Annotated in this window: 11 protein-coding genes; 4 read left to right on the plus strand and 7 right to left on the minus strand. The window is 69.6% G+C overall.

The features are described 5' to 3' along the window. Positions 1–3: 3 nt before the first annotated feature. A complete protein-coding gene (locus tag AC1RIF_RS25515) occupies positions 4–3,486 on the minus strand; it encodes a TM0106 family RecB-like putative nuclease (RefSeq protein WP_492604176.1) in 3,483 nt (1,160 codons plus the stop codon). Positions 3,487–3,587: 101 nt separating this feature from the next. Between AC1RIF_RS25515 and AC1RIF_RS25520 the strand changes: the two genes are divergently transcribed. Together AC1RIF_RS25520 and AC1RIF_RS25525 are read left to right on the plus strand one after the other, a co-directional pair. After that, complete coding sequence (locus AC1RIF_RS25520; protein ID WP_492604177.1) at positions 3,588–4,214, plus strand: alpha/beta hydrolase; 627 nt, start codon at positions 3,588–3,590, stop codon at positions 4,212–4,214. Continuing rightward, entirely contained in the window at positions 4,214–4,969 is a 756-nt protein-coding gene (locus tag AC1RIF_RS25525; protein ID WP_492604178.1) for a maleylpyruvate isomerase N-terminal domain-containing protein, read from the plus strand. Before AC1RIF_RS25520 ends, AC1RIF_RS25525 begins: the two co-directional genes overlap by 1 nt. Positions 4,970–5,039: 70 nt before the next feature. Here the strand turns inward: AC1RIF_RS25525 and AC1RIF_RS25530 are convergent, their stop codons facing one another. From AC1RIF_RS25530 to AC1RIF_RS25545, 4 genes are all read right to left on the minus strand, one after another. Then, positions 5,040–6,827: an AMP-dependent synthetase/ligase gene (locus AC1RIF_RS25530; RefSeq protein ID WP_492604179.1), complete on the minus strand. Its 1,788-nt coding sequence runs from the start codon at positions 6,825–6,827 to the stop codon at positions 5,040–5,042. Between the two features lie 164 nt (positions 6,828–6,991). Beyond that, positions 6,992–7,711, minus strand: coding sequence for a DUF8548 family protein (locus AC1RIF_RS25535; protein WP_492604180.1), 720 nt, complete (start codon positions 7,709–7,711; stop codon positions 6,992–6,994). Between the two features lie 68 nt (positions 7,712–7,779). After that, positions 7,780–8,424 (minus strand): phosphoribosyltransferase, encoded by a 645-nt coding sequence (locus tag AC1RIF_RS25540; protein WP_492604181.1) that lies wholly within the window; start codon positions 8,422–8,424, stop codon positions 7,780–7,782. 107 nt (positions 8,425–8,531) lie between these two features. Continuing rightward, the gene (locus tag AC1RIF_RS25545) at positions 8,532–9,824 is read right to left on the minus strand and encodes a TrpB-like pyridoxal phosphate-dependent enzyme (RefSeq protein WP_492604182.1); all 1,293 of its coding nucleotides are present in this window, start codon (positions 9,822–9,824) and stop codon (positions 8,532–8,534) included. 244 nt (positions 9,825–10,068) lie between these two features. Here AC1RIF_RS25545 and AC1RIF_RS25550 point away from each other — a divergent pair, with 244 nt between their 5' ends. Together AC1RIF_RS25550 and AC1RIF_RS25555 are read left to right on the plus strand one after the other, a co-directional pair. Next, a complete protein-coding gene (locus tag AC1RIF_RS25550) occupies positions 10,069–11,850 on the plus strand; it encodes a DEAD/DEAH box helicase (RefSeq protein WP_492604183.1) in 1,782 nt (593 codons plus the stop codon). A gap of 182 nt (positions 11,851–12,032) precedes the next feature. Then, positions 12,033–12,578 carry an NlpC/P60 family protein gene (locus tag AC1RIF_RS25555; protein ID WP_492604184.1) on the plus strand — a complete coding sequence of 182 codons (546 nt, stop codon included), beginning with the start codon at positions 12,033–12,035 and terminating at the stop codon, positions 12,576–12,578. Between the two features lie 28 nt (positions 12,579–12,606). On the opposite strand, the gene AC1RIF_RS25560 is transcribed toward AC1RIF_RS25555, so the two are convergent. Both AC1RIF_RS25560 and AC1RIF_RS25565 read right to left on the minus strand, forming a co-directional pair. After that, the gene (locus AC1RIF_RS25560; protein WP_492604185.1) at positions 12,607–14,505 is read right to left on the minus strand and encodes an ABC transporter ATP-binding protein; all 1,899 of its coding nucleotides are present in this window, start codon (positions 14,503–14,505) and stop codon (positions 12,607–12,609) included. A 92-nt stretch (positions 14,506–14,597) separates the two neighbouring features. After that, positions 14,598–15,227: an AMIN-like domain-containing (lipo)protein gene (locus AC1RIF_RS25565; protein ID WP_492604186.1), complete on the minus strand. Its 630-nt coding sequence runs from the start codon at positions 15,225–15,227 to the stop codon at positions 14,598–14,600. Positions 15,228–15,257 lie beyond the last annotated feature (30 nt).

A 15,257-nucleotide genomic window follows, 5' to 3' on the forward strand; every position in this document is an offset into this window, starting at 1 on the left:
GGGTCACTCGGACAGTCGCGTGAACGCACCCAGTTCGGTCAGCCCGGCAGGGGTCGTCGGAAGGTAGTGCGTGAGCAGTCGTGACCGGACGATCACGGCACACCACTTGCCGCGGGAGACCGCGACATTCAACCGGTTGCGGGACAGCAGGAACGACATCCCGCGCGGCACGTCCTCGGCCGTCGATGCCGTCATCGACACGAACACCACGGCGGCCTGCCGGCCCTGGAACCTGTCGACCGTCCCGACGTGCACGTCGGCCAGTCCCGCGGCGGCCAGGTGCCGTCGGATCAGGGTCACCTGCGCGTTGTACGGGGCCACGACGAGGACGTCGGACTGTCCGAGCGGACGGGTCCCGTCGAACGCGGTCGGATCCGTCCACGCCCGGCCCAGCAGCGCCTGGATCCGTCGGACCACCTCGCGTGCCTCCTCGGCGGATTCCGTTGCGTTCCCGCTGTGGTCGAGGACCGTGCTGTGCACGCCGGGTTCGACGCCGGCGAGGTGGCGGGCGGTCGTGACCGGCTCCTCGGACTGCAATCGCCCGTCGTAGGACAGCGCCGACACCCGGGCACACAGTGCCGGGTGCATGCGCCAGGTGCGCTCCAGGAAGTAGCCGTGTTCGGGTGGCAGCGCCTCGTGACCTGCCGCGAGCCAGCCCAGCGCCGAGTCGTCGACCGGTTCAGGGTGGGTGCCCTGACTGACCTGCGGGAGTTGCTGCGGGTCGCCGAGGAGCAGCAGATTGCGGGCCGACGCCCCCACCGCCACGGTGTTCGCGAGCGCGAACTGTCCGGCCTCGTCGATCACCAGCAGGTCGAGGCTGCCGGGCGGGATGCGCTCGGCGTGCGCGAAATCCCAGGCCGTCCCGCCGACGACACACCCGGTCGTCGCCGCGTCGGACAGGAACTGCGGGTAGGCGGTCGCGGTGATTCCCGTCCACGCGCGGTTCTCCGCTCGTCCGTCCTTCTTCGCGACCAGTCGGCCGGCGAGTCCTGCGGCGACCACCGCGTCGAGCATGTTCTCCACGACCGAATGAGACTGTGCCACCACACCGATCCGCCAGCGGTGGTGCGTCACGAGGTGGGCGATCACGCGGGCGCCGGTGTGGGTCTTGCCGGTGCCCGGCGGGCCCTGCACCGCGAGGTACGAGTGGTCGAGGTCCAGCAGTGCCGCCGCGATCGCCGCGGCGGGGCCACCGGTGCCGCCGGCCGACGGCAGCCCCGCACCAACCCGGGTGCGGGGAGGGATCCGGCGCAGGATGTCGACTGCCGCGTCGGACGGCATCGCCGGCAGCATCACCGCCATGTTCTCGGCCGCGGCCGAGATCGACTTCTCCATCCGTACCGTGGCGACCGGGTGGCCGGGTGCCACAGCCATCGGCAGTGCCGTGTATTCGTCGGGGCCGGTGAGCAATTCCTCCACGACGACGACGTCGTCGAAGTTCTCGTCGGTGCCGACCGACAGCACGACCGCCGTCGACGTCCCGCGCCGGGTGGGGCCCGTGCCGATCATCGCGTCCACCGGCAACGGCGGGTCGTACAGCGTGAACACCTCCGCACCGGGGACGACGGTGCTGCCGGTCCCGTACCGGCCCGTCAGCCGGAGGTGGCGGCGTAGCTTCCGCTGGCGCGGGGTGCTGCGATGCCAGTCCTGCACCACCACGGCGCGGTGCACCTGCAGCACGTCACGGGTGTCGGCCCACTCGTCGGCCACCTGGGTCAGCCGGTCGAAATGCGCCCACCAGAACGGTTTACGTTCCCGCCGGTGATACCCGACCGCCGCGGCCATCAGCGCCGCCGCCTGCTGGTCGGCGCTGCGCGACCCGCGTGGTCCGTCGCCCGCGAACCGTCGCAGCGCGCGTTCGGCCGGATCGCCTTCGTCCTCGCTCTCGTCCCCCACGGGCATCGGGTCCGCGCGACGACGCGGCGGCACACCGTGCTCGGCGGCGAGCGTGAGCAACCAGTTGCGCAGCCCGCGCGTCGAGATGCAGTCGTACTCGTTGTAGCCACCGATGTCCCGCAGCGACTCGGCGGCTTCCACGGAGCGTCCCCGGTCGCGCAGGTCGCAGTAGTCGGCATATGCCACGACGGAACCGGCGGCATCGGTGACGTCACCGTCGCGCAGGCGAGTGCCCATGTAGAGCGGTTCGAGCTTCTTGATGCTGTACGACTGCGCGCCGACCCGCACCGACGCCCGGACGATCGGGTAGAGGTCCACGAGCACCCCGTCCCTCAGGAGCTGATCGACGACCTCCTCGCCGACGCCGTGCCGGCCGCTCAGCCGCAGCAGCGCGGACTTCTCGTACGCCGCATAATGATAGATGTGCATGCCCGGATGCGCGGCGCGTCGTGTGGCGACGTAGTCGAGGAAATCGATCAGCGCCCGACGCTCCTGCTCCCGATCGTGTGCCCAGAACGGCCGGAACACCGGTTCCTCGGCCGCGGTGGGCGGTTCTTCGAGCACACCGAACAGGTACTCGAGTCCCCACGGCGGCGATCCCGGCTCGGCCCACAGCGGGTCGCCCTCGAAGTCGAAGAAGATGTCGCCGGCATCGGGGTGGGGCAGACCCGCCAGGACGGTCGGGTCGAAGACCTCGAAGGGATGGCCGCCCTGTGTCTCCCCGCGAAGCTGGAGTGCGGCCTGCGACCGGAGCGTGGTGAGTGTCCGCGACGGCAGGTCCGGGACCGGATCGACGCGCGTGGCGAGCGCGTCGATGGTCGACACGCCCGCGGACACCAGCTTCTCGCGGGTGCTCGTGCGAATCCCCGCGACCAGCAGCAGATCTCGATGCGCCTCGACCTCGGCCGCGCACGTCTCGCAACGCCCGCACGCCAGGTAGTTCCGGGCGCCCCATTCGACCGGTACGCCCCCGGACCGGTGTTCGTCGAGGGTGTGCTCGAGCTGTGTGCGGCGCGCGATGTACACCGGGACGAGGTCGGCGAGCACGTGCACCGAATCGGTGCCGTCGCCGAGCAGCAGGTGGGCTCGCGGAGCAGCGCGCACGCCGCCGGCCTCGAGGGCGTGGGCGTACGCGGCCAACTGCAGCAGCGCGGGAACCTCGACGTGGCGGGCCAGTTTGGTGTCGTACACGGCGTACGCGTCGCCGTCCGGGCCGACCTCTCGGACGAGGAAGTCGCTGAAGCCGAGGAACCGGCCGTCGAAGAACGTGCCCTGGTAGATCACCGGCGCGCCGGAACGGGCGGCGGCGACGGTCGCCCGGTGGGCGTCGTACAGCCCGACCGTCGTGTACTCGGGTCGTGCGATGGTCTCGATCCGCCCGAGGCGGCGCTCGAAGTCGTCACGCACCCGACGTTCGTGGGCCGCGCCGAGCCGGGACGTCCGCTGCAGCATCGGGTCGGCCGCCGAACCTGCCGCGGCCGGGGCATGTCCGAGGAGCCCGTCGAGGCGTCGGACGAGTGCGAACTCGCACGTCGCCGCTAGTGCCAGATCGCCGGTGCTGTAGACGACCACATCGTCGAGGAGGAACATCGCGCCCCTTTCCCGGTCGGGTTCGGGCCGATTGTGCCATCGGGTGGTGACAACTCGGGGGAGGGCGCACGGGCACTGCAGGGCCCCACCACAATGGACGCATGCCGTTCTTCACCGGGGCGACCGGACAGATCCACTACCGTCGCTGGCCCGTCGATCAGCCGCGCGCCGTCGTGGTGTTCCTGCACGGGATGGGACAGCACACCGGCCACTATCACCGCTTCGCCGCCGGACTTGCCGGCCACGGCATCGAGATGTGGGGGATCGACCAGGCCGGCCACGGGCTGTCGGAGGGCACTCCCGGTGCGCCCGGCGTGTTGGAGGATCTCGCGGACGATGCGGCGCTGCTCGCGACGACGGCCGCGCGAGCGTGCCCCGGGGTACCGCAGGTACTGATGGGTCACTCGCTGGGTGCGGCCGTGTCGATCACGCTGCTGCGGCGCGGACCGGAACGTTTCGCGGCGGCCGTCCTCTGCGGGATTCCCAGATCCGTTGTGCAGCAAGCTGAGACGGCGGACTTCGCGCGACCGGGATTTCCGGTGCTCACGATCCACGGGGTCGACGATCGGTTGGCGCCGGTCGACGGGATGCGTGCGTGGACGTCGGGCCTGCCGGGAGTGACCGTGCGGGAATACCCGGACACCGGCCACGACCTGCTGCACGAGAAGATCCATCGGGCGGTCACGAACGACGTCGCCGATTTCGTGCTCGACGCTACGGTGGGCTGATGGATTACACGCGACTGCTGTCCGCTCTGCGCGACGAGGGTGAGACGCTGGCTGCGACGCCGGTCGTCGCGCTGTCCGAACCTGTTCCCACAGTGCCGGACTGGACAGTGGAGAATGTCGTGCGGCACACCGGCAAGGTGCACCAGTGGGTGGTCGCCGCATTGCAGGCCCCGCCGGAGACGCCGCTGGCGGAGATCCGTCGCTCGGGGGAGATGCCTCGAGGTCCGGAATGTGTTGCCGCCTATCGGGTCGCGCTCGACGCGCTTCTCGCCGAGTTCTCCCGACGGGACCCCGAGACGCGGGTTCCGACGATGATCGGCTCCGGCCCCGTGGCGTGGTGGCTGCGGCGGCAGACGCACGAGGTCGCCGTTCACCGGATGGACGTGTCGGACACGCTGCAGGCGGCCGGGGGTCCCAAGGCGGCCGAGATGGATCCGGAGATTGCGGCCGACGGCATCGACGAATGGACGGACGTGTTCCTGCGCCGTCTCGCGGACGGCGGACGGCTGCCGGACTCGCTGGACGGGCGCACCGTCCACCTCCACGGCATCGACACCGATGCCGCGGAGTGGCACCTGGCGTTCGCGCCGGGGTCGGTGGAGGTCACGCGCGAGCACCGCAAAGCGGATGTGGCGCTGCGGGGTCCGGCTCAGGATCTGTTGCTCACGCTGTGGCGCCGACGCCCACTGGCGCGTCTCGACGTGGTCGGCGACGCCGTCCTCGCGCGGGCGCTGCTGGGATCGGTCGCCCTGTAACCGCGTCGCTCACGACGAGCCGGGCCCGGGTGCGGTGTCGCACCCGGGCCCGGACGTGAACGTCGAACGACTAGGAGTAGATCGCCTCGATCGCGACCGCGTGCTCCTGGTGGATGATGTTGCGCTTGAGCTTCAGGGTCGGGGTCAGCTCGCCCGAATCGACGGTGAAGTCGACCTCGAGGATGCGGTACTTCTTGATCTGCTCCGGGTTGGACACCTTCTTGTTGCCCTCGGAGACCGCGGCGTCGATCTCGGCGACGAGGTCGGCATGCTTGACGAGTTCCGAGATCGGGGTGTCGGCGGGCAGGCCGTTGCGCTCCTTCCAGCCGGGCAGCGCCTCCGGATCGAGCGTGATGAGGGCGCCGATGAAGGGCTTCGCATCGCCGACGACGAGGCACTGGCTGATGAGCGCGTGGGCGCGGAGGGCGTCCTCGAGTACGGCCGGGGCGACGTTCTTGCCGCCGGCGGTCACGATGATCTCCTTCTTGCGGCCGGTGATCGACACGTACCCCTCGGTGTCGATGGACCCGAGGTCGCCGGTGTGGAACCAGCCGTCGCGGATGGAGTCGGCGGTGGCCTGGTCGTTGTGCCAGTAGCCGTCGAACACGACCGGGCCGCGGACCAGAAGTTCGCCGTCCTCGGCGATCTTCGCGGCGTGGCCGTTGATCGGCTTGCCGACAGTGCCGACCTTCTGGTCACGCGTGGTGTTGACCGTGATCGCCGCGCTGGTCTCGGTGAGACCGTAGCCTTCGTACACCGGGATACCGACGCCGCGGAAGAAGTGACCCAGGCGGGCGCCGAGTGCGGCACCGCCGGAGACGGCGCGGTCGCACTCGCCTCCGAGCGCGACCCGCAGCTTCGAGTAGACGAGCTTGTCGAACAGGGCGTGCCGCAGGCGCAGACCCAGCCCCGCGCCGCCCTGATCCTGGGCCTCGCTCCACGCGATGGCGGTCTCGGCGGCCTTGGTGAAGATCTTGCCCTTGCCGCCGTCCTCGGCCTTCTGCTTGGCCGAGTTGTAGACCTTCTCGAACACGCGCGGGACCGAGAGGATGAAGTTCGGCTTGAAGATCGCGAACTGATCGAGCAGCGTCGTCAGGTCGGAGGTGTGCGCGACGGTGACCTTGGCGTCGAACGCACCGAACGAGATCGCGCGCGCGAAAACGTGCGCCAGCGGCAGGAACATCAGGGTGCGCTTGCCCTCCTGCATCGCGTCCCCGAGCGCGATCTGCACCGCCGCCGACTCGGCGTAGAAATTCGAGTGGGTGAGCTGGACGCCCTTGGGGCGTCCGGTGGTGCCGGAGGTGTAGATGAGGGTCGCGGGCGATGACGCGCGCACCTGGTGTCGGCGCTCGTCCAGTTCGTCGTCGCTGATGCCGGCGCCGCGGGTGATCAGTTCGTCGAGGGCGCCGGCCTCGATCTGCAGCACCTCGCGCAGCGCGGGGGCGGCCTCGGCGACGTCCTTGACGGTTTCCGCGTGGCTTGACGTCTCCACCACGAGTAAGGACGTGGCGGAGTCCTCGAGGATCCATTGGGCCTGATCAGCAGACGAGGTGTCGTAGATCGCGACGGTGCATCCGCCGGCGGTCCAGATCGCGTAGTCCAGGACGACCCACTCGAAGCGGGTCGACGAGAGAATCGCGACGCGGTCGCCGAGTTCGATGCCCGAGGCCATCAGGCCCTTCGCGACGGCTCTGACCTGCTTGGCGAACTCGGCCGCGGTGACGTCGACCCATCCACCGTTGCCCGGCTTCTTGAAGGGCACGAGGTTCGGACACTCCGCTTCGTACCGGAACACAGTGTCGGCCATGGACGCGTCTTCCGGAATGGTGAACGACTGTGGAACCGAATACTCACGCACTGTGACCCCTCCAAGGAAATGACATGATGGATGTGCATTGCATCACATTCGGGGTGTCTTCGCACTAAGTCTCGCGTCCGGTTTGTACATTTCCTCCGCCGACCTGCGGAAATAGATGTAACCGTACGTAATGCTAACTTTTTCCTGGTGGGGGTGGGTGCGCGTCACGCAACGGGACGGAAATGGTCCTCGCGGGTGCATCGCCACCGGCGGACGGCGTGCTCGAGCGCTGCCGCCGAGATACCGAGACGGTCTGCGGCCGCGGCGAGGATCTCGGTCGGCGGCGCCGACGGCGCGGAGTCGTCCGGGGCGGACGCGAGGGCCGACCGGACGAACTCGTCGGTGGCCGTGGAGGCGCCGGTGGAACCGGGTGCGCCCGCCAGGGTCATCAGGTGCTGCCACATCGCGTCGTCGGGTCCGCCGCAGCACTCGTCCCACGCCGCACGCAGGTCGCTGCGCCGGCGGTCGTCGCGGGTTGCGCCCACCAGGTCGCCGACCGAGTCGATGTGCAGGGCGTGCAGGCGTTCGGCGGTGCGCTGGATCTCGGCGGCACGCAGCGGCGCGGCGTTCTCGGAGTAGCGGCGCTTGTAATTGCCGATCTTCCCGGCCCACTGATCCGAACTGCCCACCTCCTCGAACGTGCGCAGCAGCTCGCGAGCGCCGTCGGTGATCCGGCCCGGGGCGTGGGCCCTCCGGTACGCGCGGTAGCGGTCGACCACCGTGCCGGCATCGGCGTACCGATCACCGGCCGCCTGGACCGACTCGATGATGCAGAGCGCGAGGCTGTCCCGATACTCGTCCGGGGGTACCCAGCCTGCCGGGTCGCCGAGCCGGTCGCGGCAGGACTGGGCCACCGTCTGCACTTGCTGTTCCGAGACGCTCACGAATCCTCCCTCGCTACGCGGGTCCTCCGAAACGTGTATCGGCGTCGGAGCGTCGAATGTTGCGCCGGTCACGTCGCGGATTCGCCGGTCCGGGCGAGCAGATCGGTGACCTCCTGGTCGTCCAGCTGGTGGAAGTCGACGTACGCGCCGCCGACACCTCCGAGATTGACGGGCGTGAACGGGCACACCACCTCGTCGGCGGTGACGCGCAGCCGTGCGACGGCCTCCGGCGATGCCACCGGTATCGCGATGACGATCCTGGCCGCCCCCGCGGCGCGGGCGACCTGGCAGGCAACCGCCGCGGTGGCGCCCGTCGCCATGCCGTCGTCGACGAGTACCACGGTCCGTCCGGTGAGCGGTGTCCGTGGACGACCGCCGCGCAGGGCGTCGGCGCGTCGCGCCAGCTCCTGCCGCTCCTTGGCGCGGACGGACTCGAGGGCCTGGCGCGTCACGCCGCCTCGATGGATCACGTCGTCGTTGAGGACCTCCGCGTCGCCCTCGCCGATCGCCCCCATCGCGAGTTCCGGCTGCCACGGCACGCCGAGCTTGCGGACCAGGATGACGTCGAGTGGGGCGCGCAGGGCCTGGGCGACCTCGTATGCCACCGGTACCCCGCCGCGGGGGAGTCCGAGTATCACAGGGTCGGTCCCGCGGAGATGGTTCAGCGACTTGGCCAGCGCCCGTCCGGCTCCGGCGCGCGTCGCGTAGTGCATGACGTGCTCCGTCGAAGAGATTCGCTCTCGATTTCGACGATACGCCGCGGATGGTGCACGGGTGCGGCGCCCGGAAGGGATCCCGGGCGCCGCACCTGCGGTGCGAACTACGCCGTCGAGACCAGGTTGCCGTCGATGTGCGACTGGTAGGCGGGCAGGTCGAGCATGCCGTGGCCGGACAGGCCGATCACCAGCACCTCGGGCTCGGTCAGGCCGCGCGCGTATTCGGCGGCTGCGGCGATCGCGTGCGCCGACTCGGGGGCGGGAACGATGCCCTGCGTCCGCGCGAACAGCACGCCCGCGTCGAACGAGTCGGTCTGGTCGACGGCCTGGCCGGTGACGTAGCCGAGTTCGACGGTGTGGCTGAGCAGCGGCGCCATGCCGTGATAGCGCAGTCCGCCGGCGTGGATCGGGTCCGGCACGAAGTCCTGGCCGAGCGTGTGCATCTTCAGCAGCGGCGTCAGACCGGCGACGTCGCCGTGGTCGTAGCGGTACTCGCCCTTGGTGATCGACGGGCACGCGGCCGGCTCGGCCGCGATGATCCGGGTCTGTGCCTTGCCGTGCAGCACCTCGCGGATGAACGGGAACGCCAGGCCGGCGAGGTTGGAACCGCCACCCGCGCAACCGAACACGACATCGGCGTTCGCCTCACCGGCGGCGCGCAGCTGCTCCACCGCCTCGAGGCCGATCACCGTCTGGTGCAGCACCACGTGGTTGAGGACGCTGCCGAGCGCGTAGCGCGCGTCGGGATCGTTCGCGGCCACCTCGACGGCCTCGGTGACGGCCATGCCCAGCGAGCCGGGGGTGTCGGGGAAGTCGGCGAGCATCTTGCGGCCCGACTCGGTGAGATCCGACGGGCTGGGATGCACGATGCCGCCGTAGGTCTCCATCAGGTGGCGGCGGTACGGCTTGGACTCGTACGACGCGCGCACCTGCCACACCTCGAGCTCGATGCCGAACTTGGCGCACGCGAACGACAACGCGCTGCCCCACTGGCCGGCTCCGGTCTCGGTGGTGATCTTCTTGACACCGTCCTGGGCGTTGTAATACGCCTGCGCCACCGCGGTGTTGGTCTTGTGGCTGCCGACCGGGCTCACGCCCTCGTACTTGACGTAGATCCGAGCGGGCGTCCCCAGCGCCTTCTCGAACTCGCGGGCACGGATCAGGGGTGCCGGCCGCCACGTGCGGTAGGCCTCACGGATGGGTTCGGGGATCTCGATGTACTGCTCGGTCGTGGCCTCCTGCTCGATCAGTGCGCTGGGGAACAGCGCAGCGAGATCGGCGGGGGTCACCGGCTCCTTGGTACCCGGGTGCAGGTGGGGCGGCGGGGCGACGGGCAGGTCCGCGACGATGTTGTACCAGTGGGTGGGGATGGGCGTCGGGATACTCGACTCGGACACTGCTGGTTCCTCTCCAGGGGTGACGGGCGGTCGTCCACATTGTGATGTCAGTCATTCCCGTGCCGTACTCGGGGTGCCGTGCCCGCACCGTCGCGCAACTCAGTGGCCATGCGCCGAACGGGAGTTCGCGGCACGTCCGGGCCCCGCGAGTGGTCGCCGAATTCCCGTTCGGGGGCCGAGGTGAGGGCGGAGGGGAGGCACCGCAGACGAGCGGCGCCGCGCATCGACTAAACTGACTGGTCAAATGAGTGACACCGAGCGTGACCCGCAGTCCGACAACAATCCCATCACCTTCGCCGACCTCGAGATCGACGAACGTGTGCTGAAGGCCCTTTCCGACGTCGGATACGAGTCGCCCTCGCCTATCCAGGCCGCGACCATTCCGCCGCTGCTCGCGGGCAAGGACGTCGTGGGTCTCGCGCAGACCGGTACCGGCAAGACCGCCGCGTTCGCGATCCCGATCCTGTCTCGCCTGGACGTGGAGCGGAAGGTCCCGCAGGCGCTCATCCTGGCCCCCACCCGTGAGCTCGCGCTCCAGGTCGCGGAGGCGTTCGGCAAGTACTCGGCCCACATCCCGGGTCTGCACGTGCTGCCGATCTACGGCGGTCAGGCGTACGGCGTGCAGCTGTCGGGCCTGCGTCGTGGCGCCCAGATCATCGTCGGCACCCCGGGTCGTGTCATCGACCACCTGGAGAAGGGCACACTCGACCTGTCGAATCTCGAGTACCTCGTCCTCGACGAGGCCGACGAGATGCTCAAGATGGGCTTCCAGGACGACGTCGAGCGCATCCTCGCCGACACCCCGGAGTACAAGCAGGTGGCGCTGTTCTCGGCGACCATGCCGCCCGCGATCCGCAAGATCTCCAAGCAGTACCTGCACGATCCCGTCGAGATCACCGTCAAGTCGAAGACGGCGACCGCGTCGAACATCACCCAGCGGTGGGTGCAGGTGGCGCATCAGCGCAAGCTGGACGCGCTCACCCGCATCCTCGAGGTCGAGACCTTCGAGGCGATGATCATCTTCGTCCGGACCAAGCAGGCCACCGAAGACCTCGCCGAGCGGCTGCGGGCGCGCGGCTTCTCCGCCGCCGCGATCAACGGCGACATCGTCCAGGCGCAGCGTGAGCGCACCATCGGACAGCTCAAGTCCGGCGCCCTCGACATCCTGGTCGCCACGGACGTCGCGGCCCGTGGCCTCGACGTCGACCGCATCTCGCACGTCGTCAACTACGACATCCCGCACGACACCGAGTCGTACGTGCACCGCATCGGTCGTACCGGTCGCGCCGGACGCACCGGTGACGCGCTGCTGTTCGTGGCCCCGCGCGAGCGGCACCTGCTCAAGTCGATCGAGCGCACCACGCGGCAGCCGCTCACCGAGATCCAACTGCCCACCGTCGAGGACGTCAACGCGCAGCGTGTCGCGAAGTTCGGTGACTCCATCACCGCGAGCCTGAGCTCCGAGAACCTGGCACTCTTCCGCAAGCTGATCGAGGACTACGAGCGCGAGCACGACGTTCCGCTCGCCGACATCGCTGCGGCCCTGGCGGTCCAGTCCCGGGACGGCGAGTCGTTCCTCATGTCGCCGGAGCCGCCGGCTCCGCCACGGGCGCCGCGCGAGCCGCGGGAACGGCCTGCGCGCCGGTTCGACGACGGCCCGCCGCGTCAGAACCGCGACGGCCAGGAGTTGGCCACCTACCGCATCGCGGTCGGCAAGCGGCACAAGGTGGTTCCCGGTGCGATCGTCGGCGCGATCGCCAACGAGGGCGGCCTGCGTCGCAGCGACTTCGGGCACATCAGCATCCGCCCCGACCACAGCCTGGTCGAACTGCCCGCGGACCTGGCCAGTGAGACGGTCGAGGCGCTGCGTGCAACGCGGATCTCGGGTGTGCTGATCCAGCTTCAACTCGACCAGGGTGCGCCCTCGGGACGCCCCTCGCGGGGCGGTCGCGACGATCGCGCCGGTGGCAAGTTCGGCCGTGGTCGGGGAGACCGGCCGTCGGGCGGTCGGCGCCCCCGCGACTGATTCGCCGGAGCTGTCCGACAGGACGTGACGACGCTCGAAACGGGTGTCGGCGAGTGATGACTCGCCGGCACCCGTTTCCTGTGAATGCGAACGATCCTGTGACGGGAGTGACACCTGCTCTGTAACGTGCCTCACAGTTTGCGGTCGGGGATCGGCGCAATCTTCAGCAAGGAGGCACGAGCGTGGTCCACACGATTCGTCGGGGTCTCATCGCGGCCGCACTGATCGCGGGCGGTGCAATCGGTCTGGCCGTACCCGCGGCGGCCGACCCGGGTCTGGGTTCCCTGTTCGGGTCTTCGGGCGGGAACGGCAGCGCGAGCCTGTTCGCCGGTAGCGGCGACATCGCGATTCCGCTCCCCATCCCCAGCCCGCGCGGTCTCGCGGCTCTCGCCGCGGCCACCACACAGAGCGGCAAGCCCTACCTGTGGGGCGGCAACGGCCCGGACGCGTGGGACTGCTCGGGTCTGGTGCAGTGGGCGTTCCGTACGGTCGGGATCGAACTTCCGCGGACCAGTCAGGAGATGGCGCGTTTCACCGGCGGCATTCTGGTTCCTCTGTCGGTGCTGCAACCCGGCGACGTCATCACGATGGACACCTACGACATCGCCGGGCACGTCGGGATCTACGCCGGCAACGGCATGGTCTTCAACGCGTACGGCACGGGTGTCCCGACCGGGCTGCGACCGCTGTCGGACTTCCACATCCACAACATCCGCCGCTTCTTCTGACGCTGTGCTGTGTGACGCTGGGCAGCGGTCAGTGCAGCGCCTGGGCGAGGACCGGGGCCGCGGGCGCGCCGGTGTCGAACTGGGTCCGGTGCAGCTCGGCGTAGCGTCCGTCCGCTGCGAGCAGGTCGGAGTGGTTGCCGCGCTCGACGATTCGACCGTTCTCGATCACGAGGATCAGGTCGGCCGCGCGGATGGTGGACAGTCGGTGCGCGATCACTATCGCGGTCCGGCCGTCGAGCGCCTCGCTCAGGGCCTCCTGGACGGCGGCTTCGGAGGTCGAGTCGAGGTGGGCGGTGGCCTCGTCGAGGATCACGACACGCGGCTGCGCGAGGAGCAGGCGGGCGATGGTGAGGCGCTGCCGTTCGCCGCCGGACAGCCGGTAACCCCGCTCGCCGACTACGGTGTCGAGGCCATCGGGCAGTGACTCGATCAGGGCGGTGAGCCGTGCCCGCTGCAGGACCTCCCACAGGTCCTGCTCGGTCGCGTCCGGGCGGGCGAGCAGCAGGTTGGACCGCACGGATTCGTGGAACAGGTGCCCGTCCTGCGTCACCATTCCGACGGTTCGCCGAAGCGAATCGGTGGTCAGATCCTTCACGTCGACGCCGCCGATCAGGACGGCGCCGGCGTCGACGTCGTACAGCCGGGGGAGTAGCTGCGCGATGGTGGACTTCCCGGCGCCGGAGGACCCGACCAGCGCGACCATCCGACCCGGTTCCAGCCGGAAGCTGACGTCGTGCAGCACCGCGGCGCCGGCGCGGGTGTCGAGTCCGGCGACCTCCTCGAGCGATGCGAGCGACACCTTGTCGGGAGAGGGGTATGCGAAGTCCACGGACCGGAACTCGACGGAGGCCGGGCCCGCGGGGACGTCGACGGCGTCCGGCTTCTCCGTGATGAGAGGTTTCAGGTCGAGGATCTCGAAGACCCGCTCGAAGCTGACCATCGCGCTCATGACGTCCACCCGGGCGCTCGCCAATGACGTGAGGGGCGAGTACAGCCGCGTGAGCAGGAGTGCCAGGGAGACGACGGCACCGGCTTCGAGCTGTCCGCGCAACGCGTAGAAGCCACCCAGCCCGTACACGAGCGCAAGTGCCAGCGCCGACACCAGCGTCAGGGCGGTCACGAACACCGACTGCAGCATCGCGGTGCGGACGCCGATGTCCCGGACCCGGCGGGCGCGAACCGCGAACTCGGCGGACTCCTGCGACGGTCGGCCGAACAGCTTCACCAGCGTCGCTCCCGGTGCCGAGAACCGTTCGGTCATCTGCGTGCTCATCACAGAGTTGTGGTTGGCGGCTTCGCGATTGAGCTGGGCGAGGCGGGCGCCCATCCGTCGGGCGGGCAGGACGAAGACCGGCAGCAGCAGCAACGACAGCAGCGTGATCTGCCATGAGATGCCGATCATCACGATCAGCGTGATCACCAGCGTCACCAGGTTTCCGACGACACCGGACAGGGTGTCGCTGAACGCGCGCTGCGCGCCGATCACGTCGTTGTTGAGCCGGCTGACCAGTGCGCCGGTGCGGGTGCGGGTGAAGAACGCGACCGGCATGCGTTGCACGTGGTCGAACACTGCGCGGCGCAGATCGAGGATGAGGTCTTCCCCGATGCTCGAGGACAGCCAGCGGGTGACGATCGCGAGCCCCGCCTCGAGCAGCGCGATCGCGGCGATGACCAGTGCCAGCCGCACCACGACATCGGTCGAGTCGCCGGCCACGATCGCGTCGACGACGCGGCCGGCGAGGACCGGGGTGGCCACCGCCAGCGCCGCGGTGACGACGCTGAGCAGCAGGTACCAGGCGATGTGGCTACGGTGCGGGCGGGCATAGCCCGCAACCCGGCGCAGCGTGGCGCGCGAGAAGGGGCGACGGTCCTGCTGCGCATGCATCGCGTTGTACATCGCGTTCCACGCGGTGACCTCCATGCTCATCGTGCGCCCCTCTCGTCGGCCCGGTCACGATACGACCGGGGTCCGACACCGAAGGTAGGACCTCAACATTACTCGAGGTCAATGCGTGAGCGTCAGTTCGCGATGTCGACGACCAGTCGGGTGGGATCGCTCAGCGTGGAGATGCGGTATCCGACATCCCGACTGGACAGCCCGATGAGCGTCTGTGCGCGCCCCTCGTAGACACCGGCGTCGCGCACCTCGGTCACGACACCACTGGACTCGACCTCGAGCGGATTGGGGCCCGAGTACGGCTCGACGCCGGACTGGGGCTCCATGGTCGAGCCCTCGATGAGGACCTGCAGAATGCCCTGGCCCGTCACCGCGAGGGGCTTGCCGCTGCCCTGCTGATTTGCGGTGGACACGATCTCGGCCTGCCAGCCGGGGCTGCCGACACCGCCGAGCTCGTACACCACCCGGTCGAAGCCCTCGTGCTTGCCGACCCGGATGTCGGTGATGGTCAGCGCGGCGTCGGGGGAGGCCTTCCCGGTCTGCGGGGCCGCCTCGGTCGGCACCGCGGTCATCGTGCCGTCGGCTGCCGCCAGCGGAGCGATGTCGGTCGGCGTCGCCTGGGACGTCGTCGTCGTGATCGACGTCGTCGACGCGGTCTGCTCGGTGTCGGTGTTCGAGCAACCGGCGAGCGCGAGCGCTGCGACGGCGACGGAGGAGATGGCGAGCGTGCGGCGGGACCGAAGGTACGTCATGAGTGGCGATGGTAGGGCGGGCACGTTCTG

This window comes from Prescottella sp. GW823-FHT02E09 (assembly GCF_058797375.1).